The 13,791-nt window shown below is 70.9% G+C and carries 11 protein-coding genes and 1 pseudogene; 5 read left to right on the top strand and 7 right to left on the bottom strand.

Annotated elements, in window-relative coordinates; translation table 11 throughout:
- Positions 1–162: 162 nt before the first annotated feature.
- Positions 163–720 carry a hypothetical protein gene (locus tag ACZ619_RS24170; protein ID WP_469602485.1) on the top strand — a complete coding sequence of 186 codons (558 nt, stop codon included), beginning with the start codon at positions 163–165 and terminating at the stop codon, positions 718–720.
- A gap of 367 nt (positions 721–1,087) precedes the next feature.
- Here ACZ619_RS24170 and ACZ619_RS24165 read toward each other — a convergent pair whose 3' ends face one another.
- A complete protein-coding gene (locus ACZ619_RS24165) occupies positions 1,088–1,300 on the bottom strand; it encodes a hypothetical protein (RefSeq protein ID WP_469602483.1) in 213 nt (70 codons plus the stop codon).
- A gap of 307 nt (positions 1,301–1,607) precedes the next feature.
- Entirely contained in the window at positions 1,608–2,174 is a 567-nt protein-coding gene (locus ACZ619_RS24160) for a hypothetical protein (protein ID WP_469602480.1), read from the bottom strand.
- A gap of 138 nt (positions 2,175–2,312) precedes the next feature.
- Between ACZ619_RS24160 and ACZ619_RS24155 the strand changes: the two are divergent.
- Together ACZ619_RS24155 and ACZ619_RS24150 are read left to right on the top strand one after the other, a co-directional pair.
- Positions 2,313–2,904: pseudogene (locus ACZ619_RS24155) on the top strand (DUF4291 domain-containing protein).
- 135 nt (positions 2,905–3,039) lie between these two features.
- Positions 3,040–4,749 (top strand): M48 family metallopeptidase, encoded by a 1,710-nt coding sequence (locus ACZ619_RS24150; RefSeq protein WP_469602477.1) that lies wholly within the window; start codon positions 3,040–3,042, stop codon positions 4,747–4,749.
- A 15-nt stretch (positions 4,750–4,764) separates the two neighbouring features.
- Here the strand turns inward: ACZ619_RS24150 and msrA are convergent, their stop codons facing one another.
- On the bottom strand, positions 4,765–5,277 hold the full coding sequence (gene msrA / locus ACZ619_RS24145) for a peptide-methionine (S)-S-oxide reductase MsrA (RefSeq protein ID WP_469602474.1): 513 nt from the start codon (positions 5,275–5,277) through the stop codon (positions 4,765–4,767).
- Between the two features lie 264 nt (positions 5,278–5,541).
- Between msrA and ACZ619_RS24140 the strand changes: the two genes are divergently transcribed.
- Complete coding sequence (locus ACZ619_RS24140) at positions 5,542–6,873, top strand: serine hydrolase domain-containing protein (protein WP_469602471.1); 1,332 nt, start codon at positions 5,542–5,544, stop codon at positions 6,871–6,873.
- A 27-nt stretch (positions 6,874–6,900) separates the two neighbouring features.
- On the opposite strand, the gene ACZ619_RS24135 is transcribed toward ACZ619_RS24140, so the two are convergent.
- The 3 genes from ACZ619_RS24135 to ACZ619_RS24125 all read right to left on the bottom strand — a co-directional run bounded on the left by ACZ619_RS24135 (position 6,901) and on the right by ACZ619_RS24125 (position 9,045).
- Positions 6,901–7,419, bottom strand: a complete 519-nt coding sequence (locus ACZ619_RS24135) for a hypothetical protein (RefSeq protein WP_469602469.1) — start codon at positions 7,417–7,419, stop codon at positions 6,901–6,903.
- Between the two features lie 99 nt (positions 7,420–7,518).
- Positions 7,519–7,899, bottom strand: coding sequence for a VOC family protein (locus tag ACZ619_RS24130; protein ID WP_469602466.1), 381 nt, complete (start codon positions 7,897–7,899; stop codon positions 7,519–7,521).
- A 102-nt stretch (positions 7,900–8,001) separates the two neighbouring features.
- On the bottom strand, positions 8,002–9,045 hold the full coding sequence (locus ACZ619_RS24125; protein ID WP_469602461.1) for an NAD(P)-dependent alcohol dehydrogenase: 1,044 nt from the start codon (positions 9,043–9,045) through the stop codon (positions 8,002–8,004).
- 176 nt (positions 9,046–9,221) lie between these two features.
- Between ACZ619_RS24125 and ACZ619_RS24120 the strand changes: the two genes are divergently transcribed.
- A complete protein-coding gene (locus ACZ619_RS24120) occupies positions 9,222–10,178 on the top strand; it encodes a helix-turn-helix domain-containing protein (protein ID WP_469602458.1) in 957 nt (318 codons plus the stop codon).
- A gap of 164 nt (positions 10,179–10,342) precedes the next feature.
- On the opposite strand, the gene ACZ619_RS24115 is transcribed toward ACZ619_RS24120, so the two are convergent.
- The gene (locus tag ACZ619_RS24115; protein ID WP_469602455.1) at positions 10,343–13,660 is read right to left on the bottom strand and encodes a S8 family peptidase; all 3,318 of its coding nucleotides are present in this window, start codon (positions 13,658–13,660) and stop codon (positions 10,343–10,345) included.
- Positions 13,661–13,791 lie beyond the last annotated feature (131 nt).

Raw genomic sequence — 13,791 nt, 5'->3', positions numbered from 1 at the left:
ACTCGTTGCACGACGGGTGGGCATCCGGAAGACGGGGTACCGAACCGAGTCGCAATATCGAGATCTGCATGTCATGCCTGCAGGCTCCTGGAGATCTACTCGACGATCAGCAAACCCATCACCACAGATCGGGCAATGCCCTTCACCGGAATACTCGCCGTCGTGTCCAACTCCTACGCACAGCCCATCCTGAGAACAGCGGATCTGTCCGAGGGGTTGTACACCGTCGAGAGGCTTCTTGGGATCGCCGACCTCGGAGGCCTTGAAGTCGATTTCGACGTGCGGATCTCCTCGGCCCGCTCGCTTTCGGCGGTGCTGGCCGTGTTGCCGGACGTCGAGTGGTGGGCGGAAGGGGGGAGAGACGGCTCGTCGGAGCGCGGGGATGATCCGTCGGCCCTCCTGCCTGTCCGGCTGCGGCGCTGGGCCGGGGCACCGGACATGGTGCAGCCGTTTCTCCAGGCGGTTGGCGACAGCCCGGCGACGGTGCGGTGGGACTTCAACGCCTGGCCCGAGGCTCCCGAGGTAGGTCTGGGGGCAGGCGGGACCCGCGGAGCGTTCGTCACGCTGTGCGTCCATGCCTGCGACCTCGACCTTGAGGAGCCTGCGGCCGACCACACCGTCTTCGTCCACGTCAAGCAGGTGGAGGCTGAGCGTGCACCGTGGCTGGCAGCCCAAGTCGGGTTGCGGGTGAGCGGCGACTTGGTGATGGCGCCGTACTGAGAGGGCTGTTGCACCGGCGCGTCGCTGCGGGGAGGCGCCGAGCAGCGGAAACAACAGGTGGGAAAAGGCTCGCTCTTCACCAAGTGCTGAACGCGCTTACTGGTGCGAGGGCGACCGAGGAGCAGTCGGCGCGCGGTGCCCGTGACACTGCCTCGGGCGTCCTGCACCGCGAGGCATCCCGGTGTTGGCGCTGCTGCCGCGTTCGTCCGATCCGCGCGGTCGCGTCCCAGACATGGCCGTGACCGGCGTTGCCCAGCGCCGGGGAGCCGCCGGCCTCCGCAGCCGGGTTTCCCTGGCGTAGGGACGCAGGGATCCGTTACGACGCGTTTCCGGGGCGGCCGGAGGAACAGCCGCCCCGGGTGTGGAGCTAGGTGTTCTGCTTCGTGACGTAGGTGACCGCGCCCATGGCTATGCCGAAGCAGCCCGCGATGGTCGCGCCTCCTGCGCATACCGCCGCCAGGGGCGATGCATTGAGCAACGCCACGAGAAGGCCGGCCAGGAACCCTAGGATCACGGACGTCTCGAGAGCGATCAGAACCTCATAGAGCCGGTGGTTGCACGTCTGATAGGGAGCAGACACAACGGTCCTTCCGAGTCCTACGCGAACATCGGCGACCGGAGATGGCTAGGTGGAACACACGAATCCGGACGGCCAATGTCAACGCGGTGAGAACGTTGCCAAGGGGCGCGTGGAGCGCCTTGAAGCCACCACGTGGCCGGGAATTCATGTGCGTCCCCCGATCTGCTGCGCCTTGGGCGCCCGGGTCAGTGAGTTCCAGAGTAGGGCATCGGCCCAACGCTGCGACAGAGCAGAAAAGTTGATCGTTTGCGGGACAGTCCGGACAAAGGCCTGTCGGCGGCGGGTCTCCGACGGCTTCGGGGGCCTCTCACATCGGCGAGGTGTTCTCTCCCGGAGGTCGGCGGAGTCGGTGGAGGCAGATGACCGAGGCGATGACGGTCAGGCGTTCGGAGGCGTCGAGGAGCGGGGTCGTTTCGACGGCGTACTGCTGTAGCCCGATCCACGAGTCGATGGTGCTCACCGTGACCCGGCCGAGGATCTCCGGCGCCGGGTCCCCTTCCGGACCGGCCTCCGTGAGGCGCCATTCGGCGTAGAGGAGACCCAGCCGTGTGAGGAGGAGTTGACGGCCGCGCTCCGTCCGGAGCCTGAGCTGACGTGACTTGGCGACGCGACGGGTACCGGCGGTGCCGATCTCGCGGCCCTCGGCGTCGGTGAAGCGGAACTCCACCGGCCCGGACTGCTCGATACGGAGGAGGAACTCGCCGGAGGCCTTCGTGAGGACGGAGTACGTGTCGTCGGTGTGGCTGACCGAGGCGAGCGGGGTCCCGTCCACGGTGGAGAGGGCCAGGTCGGGGCCCGCGTACCTGCGCCAGTGCGAACGCTTCGGCTGCGCCAGCACGACCGCTCCCCGCTCGAACAGACCGGGTTCCGTCATCGCTCTCCCCTCCCCCACCACGGCTTCCCCTCGGCCGAGTACGTCCAATGTGCCGGAGAAGCGGCCCGGCTCCCACCCCCCGGACGGTCACCCGAAAATCAGTGGCCGACCGACCGGGCCGACCTCACGCTGTACGGCATGGAACAACCGCTCCGCGGGATTCGCGCGACCTACTCCGAGTCCACGATCACCGTCTATCAGGCCTACGCGCCGACCATCGGACTGCCCGCTGTCCGCGAGGGCCGCTTCCCCGGCGTGTGGAAGCGCGACCGGATGACATGGATCAAGCCGTCGTTCCTGTGGATGATGTACCGCTGCGGCTGGGGTGCGAAGGAGGGGCAGGAGGTCGTCCTGGCGGTGGAGATCTGCCGGGACGGATTCGAGTGGGCGCTGCGTCACGCGTGTCTGTCGAGCTACGTACACGCTGCACCCCGACCGGGCCTCCTGGCAGCGTGAGTTGAAGCGGGCGCCCGCTCGTGTGCAGTGGGACCCCGAACGGGACCTGCACCTCCGGCCGCTGTCGTACCGGTCCCTGCAACTGGGGCTCTCCGGTGAGGCCGCACGGCGTTACGCGGACGAGTGGACCGTCGCCGTCCGTGACGTGACCCCGCTCGCCCACGAGATCCGCACCCTCGTCAGCGGTGGTGATCTGGATTCCGCCGCCCGTCTGCTGCCCCAGGAACGCCCCTACCCCGTCGCGGACGAGGAACTTGCCCACCTGCGCGGATGAAGGGGCTGTCCGCCCGGGCGGCCTCCCGTCGGCCCGGGAGCGGCGCACCGCACCCGGGCCGAGAAGCCGCAGGTAGTATCCGCGAACGCTTTGGCCTCCTCAGGCTGCTGGATCAGGTGGGTGGGAGATTCCTCGATGACGTTTCGGCTGCGCGCTGTCCACGCGTTCGCTCTGCTGGTCGGCTTCTTTCTGATGGGCGCGGTTCTGCTGGCGGCCATGGCGGTGCTCGACTGGCTGCTGATGACCCGCCTGTTCACCGCGCAGGCGGCCTGGTTGGAGGGCATGGTCGTGACCGTCACCGTTCTGCTGGCGGTGGCGATCGTGCAGGGCATGCTCACCTTTCTGCGGGCCGGGCGTCTCGGCCCGGTGCCGGACGCGGTTGCGGTCGCCCCCGAGGACCAGCCCGAGCTGTGGGAACAGATACGGATCGCCGCCGAGGCGACGGGGCAGCGGCCGCCGGACGAGCTGTACCTGGACGCCGAGGTCAACGCGGGAGTCGCCGAGCACAGCCGCCTGCTGGGGCTGCTGCCCGGACGCCGCCGTATGCACCTCGGACTGCCGCTGCTCGCCGGGCTGACCGTCCCGCAGCTGCGCGCCGTCCTCGCCCACGAGTTCGGCCACTACGCACACCTCGACACCCGGCTCGGCGGTGTCACGATGCGCGGCCGGAAAGCGGTGGTGCGCACGGTCGAGGCCTTCCAGCAGGGCGGAACCAGGCTGCACTTCGTGATCGGTGCCCTGTACGTCGGTTACGCCCGGGTGTTCCTGCGCACCTCGCAGTCCGTCGCCCGCCACCAGGAGTTCGCCGCCGACCAGATGGCCGCCCGGTACGCGGGGCGTGACACGACGGCCTCCGCCCTGCGCGCCCTTCCGGTGCTCGACGGTGCGTACGCCCACTACCTGGAGACGTACGCAGGAATGGGCAGGTCGCAGGGAGCGCTGCCGCCCGTGGGCGAGGTGTACGGCGCCTTCCGTCGGCTGCTCGCCGCCCGTACCGGGGAGCGGCTCGCCGAGCTCTCCGCCGGGCGGCGGCCGCCGCGGCCGCACCCGTACGACTCGCACCCGCCGACAGCCGAACGGATCGCCCGGATCGAGAACCGGATCGAGAAGCGGATCGAGAAGCCGCCCACTGACGAACGGCCCGCCCAGCCGGCCGACGGGCCGGCCGCGCTGACCCTGCTGCGGGACACGGACCGGGTGTTCGCCGCGCTGGAGGAACGCACGCTGCCGCGGGAGGCGGCGCTCCTGCGGCGCACGAGCTGGGACGACCTCGTCATGGCCCACGCGGTCGAGGACGCCGACGGCTGGTCCCGGCCGCTGCGGGTCGCCGTGGCCAGGGCGCTCCGCTCGGCGGGGCAGGGTGCTGAGGAATCGGCGGCCGTACGACGGGACGCCACGGCCGAGGAGGCGTCGGACGACCGCCTGCCCGGCTTGGAGGAGGTACTCGACGCGATCGACCGCGGCCTGCTGTGGACGGCCGTCGCCGACCGCGTCCCCAAGCCGTACCAGGCGTCACGGCTGACCGGGCCGTCCGCCCGCAACTTCATCCGGCCCAGGATCTTCGACGGACTCGCGGGCCTGGTCCATCTGCGACTCGTCGAGTCGGGAGACGCCGCACCGGACGTCGCCTGGTGGTCGGGGCGGCCTGGACTCTTCCTGCCCGAGCGGTGGGAGCAGGGCATGGACGACGCCATCGACGCGGCCGTCGCCGACACGCCCGACACCGCCCCGCTGCGCGCCCTGCTCACCGCGCCCGGCCCCCACCTCGACCCCGCGCGACCCGGCGGGGCGGATATCGCCCTGTGCCGGGGCCGGTCGGGTCGGGGCGGGTCGGATCAGGGGTGAGCGGGGCGGGCGGTGTCAGTCCTTCGTGCGGGCGGGCAGGCGCCAGCCGGGGCGGGGGAAGTGGCAGGTGTAACCGTCGGGGTAGCGCTCCAGGTAGTCCTGGTGCTCGGGCTCGGCCTCCCAGAAGGGGCCGACCGGCTCGACCTCGGTGACGACCTGGCCCGGCCACAGACCCGAGGCGTCGACGTCCGCGATCGTGTCCTCGGCGATCCGCTTCTGCTCGTCGTCCACGTAGTAGATCGCGGAGCGGTAGCTGAGGCCGATGTCGTTGCCCTGGCGGTTCCTGGTGCTCGGGTCGTGGATCTGGAAGAAGAACTCCAGGATCGCGCGGTAGTCGGTCTTCTCCGGGTCGAAGAGGATCTCGACGGCCTCCGCGTGCGTGCCGTGGTTGCGGTACGTCGCGTTCGGCACGTCGCCCCCGCTGTAGCCGACCCGGGTCTCCGTCACGCCCGGGAGCCGGCGGATCAGGTCCTGCATCCCCCAGAAGCATCCTCCCGCCAGCACGGCCCTCTGCGTCTGCGCAGCCATTCCGGGTCTCCTCCCATGTGTGTGTCTCGCTCGGCTCGGTCACCGGGCCTCCGGCCGGTACGCCGCCGGTGTCCTTGCGTGACCACTCACCTCAACACACGAGGGTCCCGGGCGATTCCTCGGCCGCCCGGCCGCCTACCTGCCGGTACGTGCGGCGGGTCCCTGCGTCCGGTACCCGCAACCGGTACGCGTCGGGGTCGTCGCGGATCGCGCCGGCCCGGAAATCCGGTTGCCGGGGTCCGGTCCAGGCGGCTCAATGCCTGTATGGCCGACATCCATGGGGACTATGACGAACTGTTCGCCGCCGTACCCGCCATGCTCGCCGGGCTGCTCGACGAGGGGGACGTGGGCGGTGCCGTCGCGGTCTTCGTCGACGGGGAGCCCGTGGTGGACGTGTGGGGCGGGTCCGCCGACGCCGGGCGGGGCGTGCCGTGGGAGCGGGACACGATCGTCAACGTGTACTCGGTGACCAAGACGATGACGGCGCTGTGCGCGCTGGTGCTGGCCGACCGCGGCGAGCTGGACACGGACGCGCCGGTCGCCCGGTACTGGCCCGAGTTCGCCGCGGCCGGCAAGGAGAAGGTGCTGGTACGGCACCTGCTCTCGCACACCGCCGGGCTGCCGGACTGGGACGGGCCGGTCGAGGAGCTGTACGACTGGGCGTCGGCCACGGCCCGGCTCGCCGGCAAGGCTCCGCAGTGGGAGCCGGGGACCGCCGCCGGGTACCACTCGCTCACCCAGGGGTTCCTGGTGGGTGAGGTGGTGCGCCGGATCACCGGGCGCGGCCCGGGCCGGTTCTTCGCGGAGGAGATCGCGGGGCCGCTGGGCGCGGACTTCCACATCGGCCTCGGTGCCGAGCACGACCGGCGGGTGGCGCCGACGGTGCCGCCGCCGGGCCGGGACGAGGAGTACACCGCGGGCGCGGCGAGCCGCGACACCACACCACCGGCCACAACCGCTCCGAACGCCGGCACACCAGCCACGACCGCTCCAGACGCCGGCACACCGGCCACGACGGCTTCGGACGCCGGCACACCAGCCACGACGGCTTCGGACGCCGGCACACCAGCCACGACCGCTCCAGACGTCTCCGCGTCGGGCGCCACCGCAGCGGACGCCACCGCGTCGGGCGCCACCGCAGCGGACGTCTCCGGCACGCCCGCCACCCCCGCCACCCCCACCGCCCTCCGTGTCCGCGACGGCAACAGTCTCGCCTGGCGGCGCGCGGAGATCCCCGCGGCCGGCGGCTTCGGCAACGCCCGCTCCGTCGCCCTCGTGCAGTCGCTGCTCGCCTGCGGCGGGAGCGTCGGCGGGGTGCGGGTGCTGTCCCCGGCGGGGTGCGCGCGGGCCCGCGAGCCGCAGTTCGAGGGCGAGGACCGCGTCCTGGGCATGCCGGCCCGGTACGGCCTGGGCTACGGCCTCTTCGGCAACGCCCTCGGGTGGGGCGGCTGGGGCGGCGCGCTCGTCTGGATCGACCCGGACGAGCGGATGGCGATGGCGTACGTGACGAACCAGATGCGCGAGCCCGCCGCCGACACCCGGGGCGTCGAACTCGTCATGGCCGCGCAGGACGGGCTGAGAGGGCTGAAGGGCTGAGAACGGGAGGAAAGCGGGGCGCGGGGGTCAGAGCGGCTTGGCTTCCAGGTGGTACGTGGTGTCGACCCAGAAACCGCCCGTGGACTCCGCCTTGATCTCCAGGACGTACTGGCCGGGGATGAGCGGGGTGATGCCGCCCCAGATCCCCCAGGAGAGGTAGCGGAACAGGCCGATGCGGAACGGGCCGGTGAACTCCTGGAGCGCCAGCGGCACCCCGTTCACGAACGCCGTGGCCTCCCTGAGGCCCAGGGTCCTGGGCACCTTGGAGTGGCTCCTCGGGTGCTGGATGTTGAGCACCGGGAAGAACAGCGGCCGGTCGGAGGGCACGGCGCACCGGCGCACCACGCGGCCGCCGTACGTCCCGGCGAGGAACCACAGGTCGTCCGGCTGCTTCCAGCCGGCGTGCTCACCGGTGGTGTCCCGCACGGGGCTCACCTCGTCCGGCGCGGACAGTGCCCACTTCCACCACCGCCCGGCGAGTGCCCCGCCCTTCTCGTCGTCGAGCCGCCAGGTGCTGCCGACCGCCGACCCCGTACCGCTGCTCACTGGCCCTCCCCCTGGGTGCGCCCTTCCGGACAGGCGCGCGCTTCGAACAGACGGACATTATCCGCCGGAGAGGGGGAGGGAGGCGGACGAGCCCCTGGGTCAGCCGCTGCCGTAGGGGCGGGTGAGGATCTCCAGGCGGTGGCCGTCGGGGTCGTCGAAGTAGGCGCCGCGGCCGCCGTCGTTGGTGTTGATCTCGCCGGGGCGGCGGTGGGACGGGTCGGCCCAGTAGGCGAGGCCGGCCGCCCGGATGCGGCCGAAGATCTCGTCGAAGTCCGCTTCGGAGACCAGGAAGGCGTAGTGCTGCCGCGGGATCTCGCCCGGGGTGTCCATGTAGTCGAGGGTGACGCCGTTGGGGACGGCCACCGGTACGAACGGGCCGTATTCCGGGCTGACTTCGAGGCCGAGGATGTCGGCGAGGAACCTCGCCGAGGCGTGCTTGTCGTGCGCGGCGACGATGGTGTGGTTCAGGTTCACGGTCATCGTGGAGACCTCCTCCCGTCCAACGTACCCCCCGGGACGGACGAGGTGAGGCTTGCCTTGGTTGCCGGCCGGGAGGGTGCTCGTCCGCCCGGCCGGGGTGACTCAGATGGTCGCCGTGTCGATCACGAAGCGGTAGCGGACGTCGCTGTGCACGACCCGCTCGTACGCCTCGTTGATCTGGTCCGCCCGGATCAGTTCGATCTCGGCGCCCAGGTTGTGCTCGGCGCAGAAGTCCAGCATGTCCTGGGTCTCCTGGATGCCGCCGATGTTGGAGCTGCTCAGCGAGCGGCGGCGGCCGAACACCGCGGACAGCAGGATGCGGACCGGCTCCTCCGGGATGCCGACGTTCACCATCGCGCCGTCCAGGCCCAGCAGGGACAGGTAGGCGTCGTAGTCGAGCGGCGCCGACACCGTGTTGAGGATGATGTCGAAGGTGCCCCGGAGGTCCTCGAAGGTCTTCGGGTCGCTGGTGGCGAGGTAGTGCGTCGCGCCCAGCTTCAGGCCGTCGTCCTTCTTTCGCAGGGACTGGGACAGGACGGTGACCTCGGCGCCGAGCGCCGCCGCGATCTTCACGCCCATGTGGCCCAGGCCGCCCAGACCGACGACCGCGACCTTCTTGCCGGGGCCGGCGTTCCAGTGCTTGAGCGGGGAGTACGTGGTGATGCCGGCGCACAGGAGGGGGGCCGCGACGTCGAGGGGGAGGCCGTCGGGGATGCGGACGACGTAGTTCTCGTCGACGACGATCTTCTGCGCGTAGCCGCCGTAGGTGGGCTGCCCGTCCTTGCCGACGGAGTTGTACGTCCAGGTCGGGCCGCCGCCGGTGCAGTACTGCTGGAGACCGGCCTTGCAGTGGTCGCACGTGCGGCAGGAGTCGACCATGCAGCCGACGCCCACCCGGTCCCCCACCGCGTACCTGGTGACGCCGGTGCCGACCTCGGAGACGACGCCCGCGATCTCGTGGCCGGGCACCATCGGGAAGATCGCCGTGCCCCAGCCCTCGCGGGCCTGGTGGATGTCGGAGTGACAGATTCCGGCGAACGCGACGTCGATGAGGACGTCGAACTCGCCGACCGCGCGCCGCTCGATGGTGGTCCGCTCCAGCGGGGCCTTCGCGGCGGGCGCGGCGTAAGCAGCAACAGTGGTCATGAGGGGGGTTCTCTCCTAGGGATGTCTTCGCGCCCGGTCGCCTTCTTCCGCCCCGGGCACGCTTACAGACTCCTCCACGCTACGTCCGCGACCCAGCCCTCGCCTCTGCGTACGACTGCCGTGCCTACCACTGGCGGGGTCAGGTTCCTGTGCGTACGACCGTGAATACTGGATGTATGGAAGACCGTCCCCTGCCCGCCGCCGCGCCCGCCCCGCCGCCGTCCCCGTCCTCGTCGCAGGCGCCGTCCCCGTCGCCGTCCGCGTCGCCGTCGCTGGACCGGCGGGCCGAGCTGAGCGAGTTCCTGCGCAGCAGGCGGGCCCGGCTGCAACCCTCCGACGTGGGGCTTCCCGACTTCGGGCGGCACCGCAGGGTGCCGGGGCTCAGGCGCGAGGAGCTGGCGCAGCTGGCCGGGGTGTCGGTGGCGTACTACACGCGCCTGGAGCAGGGCAACGGGCGGAACGTGTCGGCGGAGGTGCTGGACTCGATCGCCCGGGCGCTGCGGCTCTCCGACGCCGAGCACGCGCACCTCACCCATCTCGCCAAGGGCAAGCAGCACAAGAAGAAGGCGTCGACGCGGCCGCAGCAGGTACGGCCGTCGCTGGCGCAGCTGCTGGACGCGATGGACGGCGTACCGGCGTACATCGTGGGGCGGCGCTCGGAGATCCTGGCGTGGAACAGGCTGGCGGCGGCGCTCTTCGGTGACTGGGCGGAGCTGCCGGTGGCGGAGCGCAACTGGGCGCGGCTGACGTTCCTGCGCGCCGACTACCGCGACCTGTTCGTCGAGTGGGAGCAGAAGGCGATCGACATCGTCTGCCAGCTGCGCATGGACGCGGGCTGCTATCCGGACGACACCCGGCTGTCCGCGCTGGTGGGCGAGCTGTCCGTGAAGAGCGAGGAGTTCCGCAGGCTGTGGGCGACGCACGACGTCAAGGAGAAGAGCCACGGACTGAAGCGGATGCACCATCCGCTGGTGGGCGAGCTGTCGCTGTACTACGAGTCGTTCCGGATGCCTGACGACCAGGAGCAGGCCCTGGTCACGTACCACGCGGAGCCGGGCTCGGCGTCGGCCGGGGCACTGCGGCTGCTGGCCAGCTGGGGCGCGGACGCGACCCGGGTCGCCCCCGCGCCCTGATCCGCCGTGGATCTCGCGGGACGTCTCGCGGGAGATCCCGAGGAAGTGCCCGAGGAAGTGCCCGAGGGAGTGCCCGAGGGAGTTCTCGCACGACGAGAACGGCCCGCCGGAAGCCGCGCTTCCGGCGGGCCGCTCGCTGAAGGTCTACTCGGCGGCCGACGCGCTCACTTGGCGTAGTACGCGTTGTAGAGGGAGATCGTCGACTTGTTGCCCTTCTTGTCGGCGATCTTGGCGTGGAACGAGATGGCCTTGCCCTTGGCCGGGTTCTTGACGGTGATCTTGCCGTGGCTGACCGTCAGCTTCTTCCAGGTCTTGCCGTAGTCGTACGACACGTAGACCGAGAGGGACTTCAGGTTGCGGCCGGCGGCCGAGCCCTCGACGGTGACCGGGAAGGTGGCCTTCTTGCCCGCCGTGACGCGGCTGTCCAGGCCGGTCGTGGCACCGAAGTGCACGGTGGAGGCGGGGAGCTTGGCCATGCCGGACGGCTTCTTGGAGTGGAAGGTCCAGCTGGCGTCGATCCGGGTGGAGGCGGCCGCGACCTTGACCGAGCGGATGACCGAGGTGGTCAGCCGGTACTCGGCGTCACCGGACGGCACCTTGAACGTGTCGCCGCCGAACAGCGGGTCCGTGTTGGAGCCGACCTTGGTGCCGTTGCGGTACAGCGTGGTGTTCACCGACAGGAAGTCCGAGGACCCCGCGTGCTTGCTGCTGTCGGCGAACAGCGGCACCACGCCGTAGATCTCGTTGGCCTCGCGGTACAGGCCGTACTCGGAGTTGAGGTGCGGGCCGAAGACGGCCCTGTTGAACGTCTTCTTGTAGGTCACGCCCGCCTTGAACGTCTGCGGGTCGCCCAGGGTGTAGAAGGCGTCGGCGACCGGCAGGCCCTGGGCGTCGTGGCCCGAGTACTGCGTGACGTCGAAGCCCCACAGGGCGCCGTTGACGGTGGAGAGGTGGAAGGTACGGGTGCCGGGCAGCTTCTGCTCCACCGCGTCGCCCATGACGAAGTCGTCGCCGACGATGCCCCACGGGCTGATCGCGCCGGTCTTGCGGGACGCGGAGGCGCCGACGGCGTTCTTCACCGTGGCCAGCTCGGTGGCCTTGAAGTGCCGGACCTTGCGGCCCTGGATCTTCTTGACCTGGGCGCTGGTGGCGACGTCGTACTCCTCGGTGCCGCCCTTGGTGAACTGGCCGGTCCAGGTCTGGGTCAGACCGCTGGAGACCTCGCCGCCCAGCGCCGCCATCCGGATCTTGTCGAAGCTGTCGAAGCCGACGCCGATGCCGACACCGGCCGGGTCGTACATGTAGTCGACCGCCGCGTAGTGCGGCTTGGCCTTCGCGTCCGGGACGGTGATGTCGGCCGCCTCGGTGGTGCGGGCGTCGACGGTGACCGTGAGGTCCTGGGTGACGCTCAGCTTCGGCTGGACCAGCCAGTCGAGGCCGTCGTCGAAGGTGCTGAAGTCCTTCGCGATCCAGGCGTCCAGCAGGTACGTGCCCTTCGGCACCCGGATCGTGACGGTGCCGGTGTCGGAGGTCGGCACGGTGACGGCGCGGCCCGCGCCGAGGCCGGAGTAGCCGATCAGGCCGGTGTTGTAGACGCCGGTCGGGCTGCCGTCGCGCCCGATGTGCCGGACGGTCACGCTGTACGACTGCACCTCGCGCTGCACTCCGGCCGCCGTGCGCACGGTCTGCCCGCCGCCGGTCGCCGTGACGTACGCCGAGTAGGCGCCGTCGAGGGTGCCGCCCAGCCTGGTGTCGACGGTGACGTCGACCGAGGCCGTGCCGCCCGCCGGGACGGTCACCGTGGTCGCGCCCAGCGTGAAGAAGCCGGCCGGGGCCGCCGCGCCCTTGGGGTCGGTGGCGGACGACTTCAGGGTGAGCGTCACGTCGGAGGTGCCGAGGTTGCGGTACGTCAGCTGCTTGGTGACCGGGGTGTCGTCGGTGTGCGGCCACTGCTGGACCCCGAAGTCGACCGACACCGGGTCGGCGACCACGGTCTGCTCGATGGCCTTGTCGACGGCGATGCGGCCGGCGCCCTGCTCGAACGCCGTGTACGCGCCGCCCTTGGCGGAGCCGGTGAGGGCCCCCTTCAGCTCCTGGTAGCCCCAGTCGGGGTGCTCCTGCTTCAGGATCGCCGCGGCGCCCGCGACGTGCGGGGTCGCCATCGACGTACCGGAGATGGTCAGGTAGCCGGCCGGGTTCTCGCCGACCTCCTGGTCGATGACGCTGCCCTTGGCCGCGGCGGCGGTGATGTCGACGCCGGGCGCGGTGACGTCCGGCTTGATGGAGCCGTCGGCGCTGGGGCCGGTGGAGGAGAAGTCGGCCAGCTTGTCGTTGCCGTCGACGGCGCCGACGGTGAGCGCGGACTCCGCGCTGCCCGGCGAACCGATCGACTCGGGGCCTTCGTTGCCCGCGGCGATCGCGAACAGGATGTCCTTCTCCTGGGAGAGCTTGTTGACCTCGGCTTCCAGCGGGTCGATCTCCGGGGTGTCGGTGCCGCCGAGGCTGAGGTTGACGATGTCGGCGCCCTGCGCGGCCGCCCACTCCATGCCGGCGAGGATGCCGGAGTCGTCACCGGAGCCGGTGTCGTCCAGGACCTTGCCGTTGAGGATCTTCGCGCCGGGCGCGACACCGGTGTACTTGCCGCCCGACTTGGCGCCGGTGCCGGCCGCGATGGACGCGACATGGGTGCCGTGGCCGAAGTGGTCCAGGGCGTCGGCGGCCGAGGTGAAGTTCCTGGACTCGATCACCTGGTCCTTGAGGTCCGGGTGGGTGGTGTCCACACCGGTGTCCAGGACGGCGATCTTCACGCCCTTGCCGTTGTAGCCGGCCGCCCAGGCCGTGGGCGCGCCGATCTGCGGCACGGACTTGTCGAGGCTGGCCTTGCGGACGCCGTCGAGCCACACGTGCGCGATGCCGGAGGCGGCCCGGTCCCCGTCGGTGACCGCGTCCCACAGCTCGGGGGTGTCCTTGACCGGGGTCTGCACGGCGTCGGCGTTGAGCGTCGTGAGGCTGTGGCGCAGGGTGCCCGCGTCCCGCACGTCGGCCTTGGCGGCCGTGGCGGTGCCCTTGTAGCCGACGATGACCTTCAGGCCGTTCTTCTGTGCCCTGCGGGTCGCGGCCTTGTTCAACTCGGTCACGTCGAACAGTCGTTGGTCCAGCTTGCCGGAGGCCACCAGCTGGACGGCGTCACCGGGGACGACGAGGGTGTGCCCGTCGGTCCTGCTGATCCGGAAGGGTATGTGCTCGCGTCCCTCGGCCCGGTCCAGGCCCACGACACGGCCCTTGGTGTCGAGGGTGACGCGGTCGCCGGTGATCAGGGTGACGTGGTGCTTGGCGGTGACCGAAGCGCGGGCCGCCGCGACGGCCGAGGCGGCCCCCTCCTCCGGCTTCGCCGACGCCGGGCTGGTCATGCCCGCGGCGAGGGCGACGGCGGCCGCCGTGGCGACCGTGGCCGCGGCGGCCTTCTTCACTTGTCTGCGCAAGACTCCCCCTGGGAGACGGTGTACCGGGCGAATTCCCCGTTCACCCGGCCGGGGGAAGTCCCGCACACACGTGCGCCAACCCCCCGGGATACGGAGTATGCCGGGGGGTGATCAGCGGGCTCAAGAGATGA

It is taken from the genome of Streptomyces sp. NPDC104367 (genome assembly GCF_055583825.1).
This window is presented reverse-complemented; position numbering and strand designations above follow the sequence as displayed.

Coding starts and splice junctions, on each gene's coding strand:
- ACZ619_RS24120 (WP_469602458.1), top strand. CDS start 9,222: ATGGAAGACCGTCCCCTGCCCGCCGCCGCGCCCGCCCCGCCGCCGTCC.
- ACZ619_RS24140 (WP_469602471.1), top strand. CDS start 5,542: ATGGCCGACATCCATGGGGACTATGACGAACTGTTCGCCGCCGTACCC.
- ACZ619_RS24130 (WP_469602466.1), bottom strand. CDS start 7,899: ATGACCGTGAACCTGAACCACACCATCGTCGCCGCGCACGACAAGCAC.
- msrA (WP_469602474.1), bottom strand. CDS start 5,277: ATGGCTGCGCAGACGCAGAGGGCCGTGCTGGCGGGAGGATGCTTCTGG.
- ACZ619_RS24160 (WP_469602480.1), bottom strand. CDS start 2,174: ATGACGGAACCCGGTCTGTTCGAGCGGGGAGCGGTCGTGCTGGCGCAG.
- ACZ619_RS24125 (WP_469602461.1), bottom strand. CDS start 9,045: ATGACCACTGTTGCTGCTTACGCCGCGCCCGCCGCGAAGGCCCCGCTG.
- ACZ619_RS24150 (WP_469602477.1), top strand. CDS start 3,040: ATGACGTTTCGGCTGCGCGCTGTCCACGCGTTCGCTCTGCTGGTCGGC.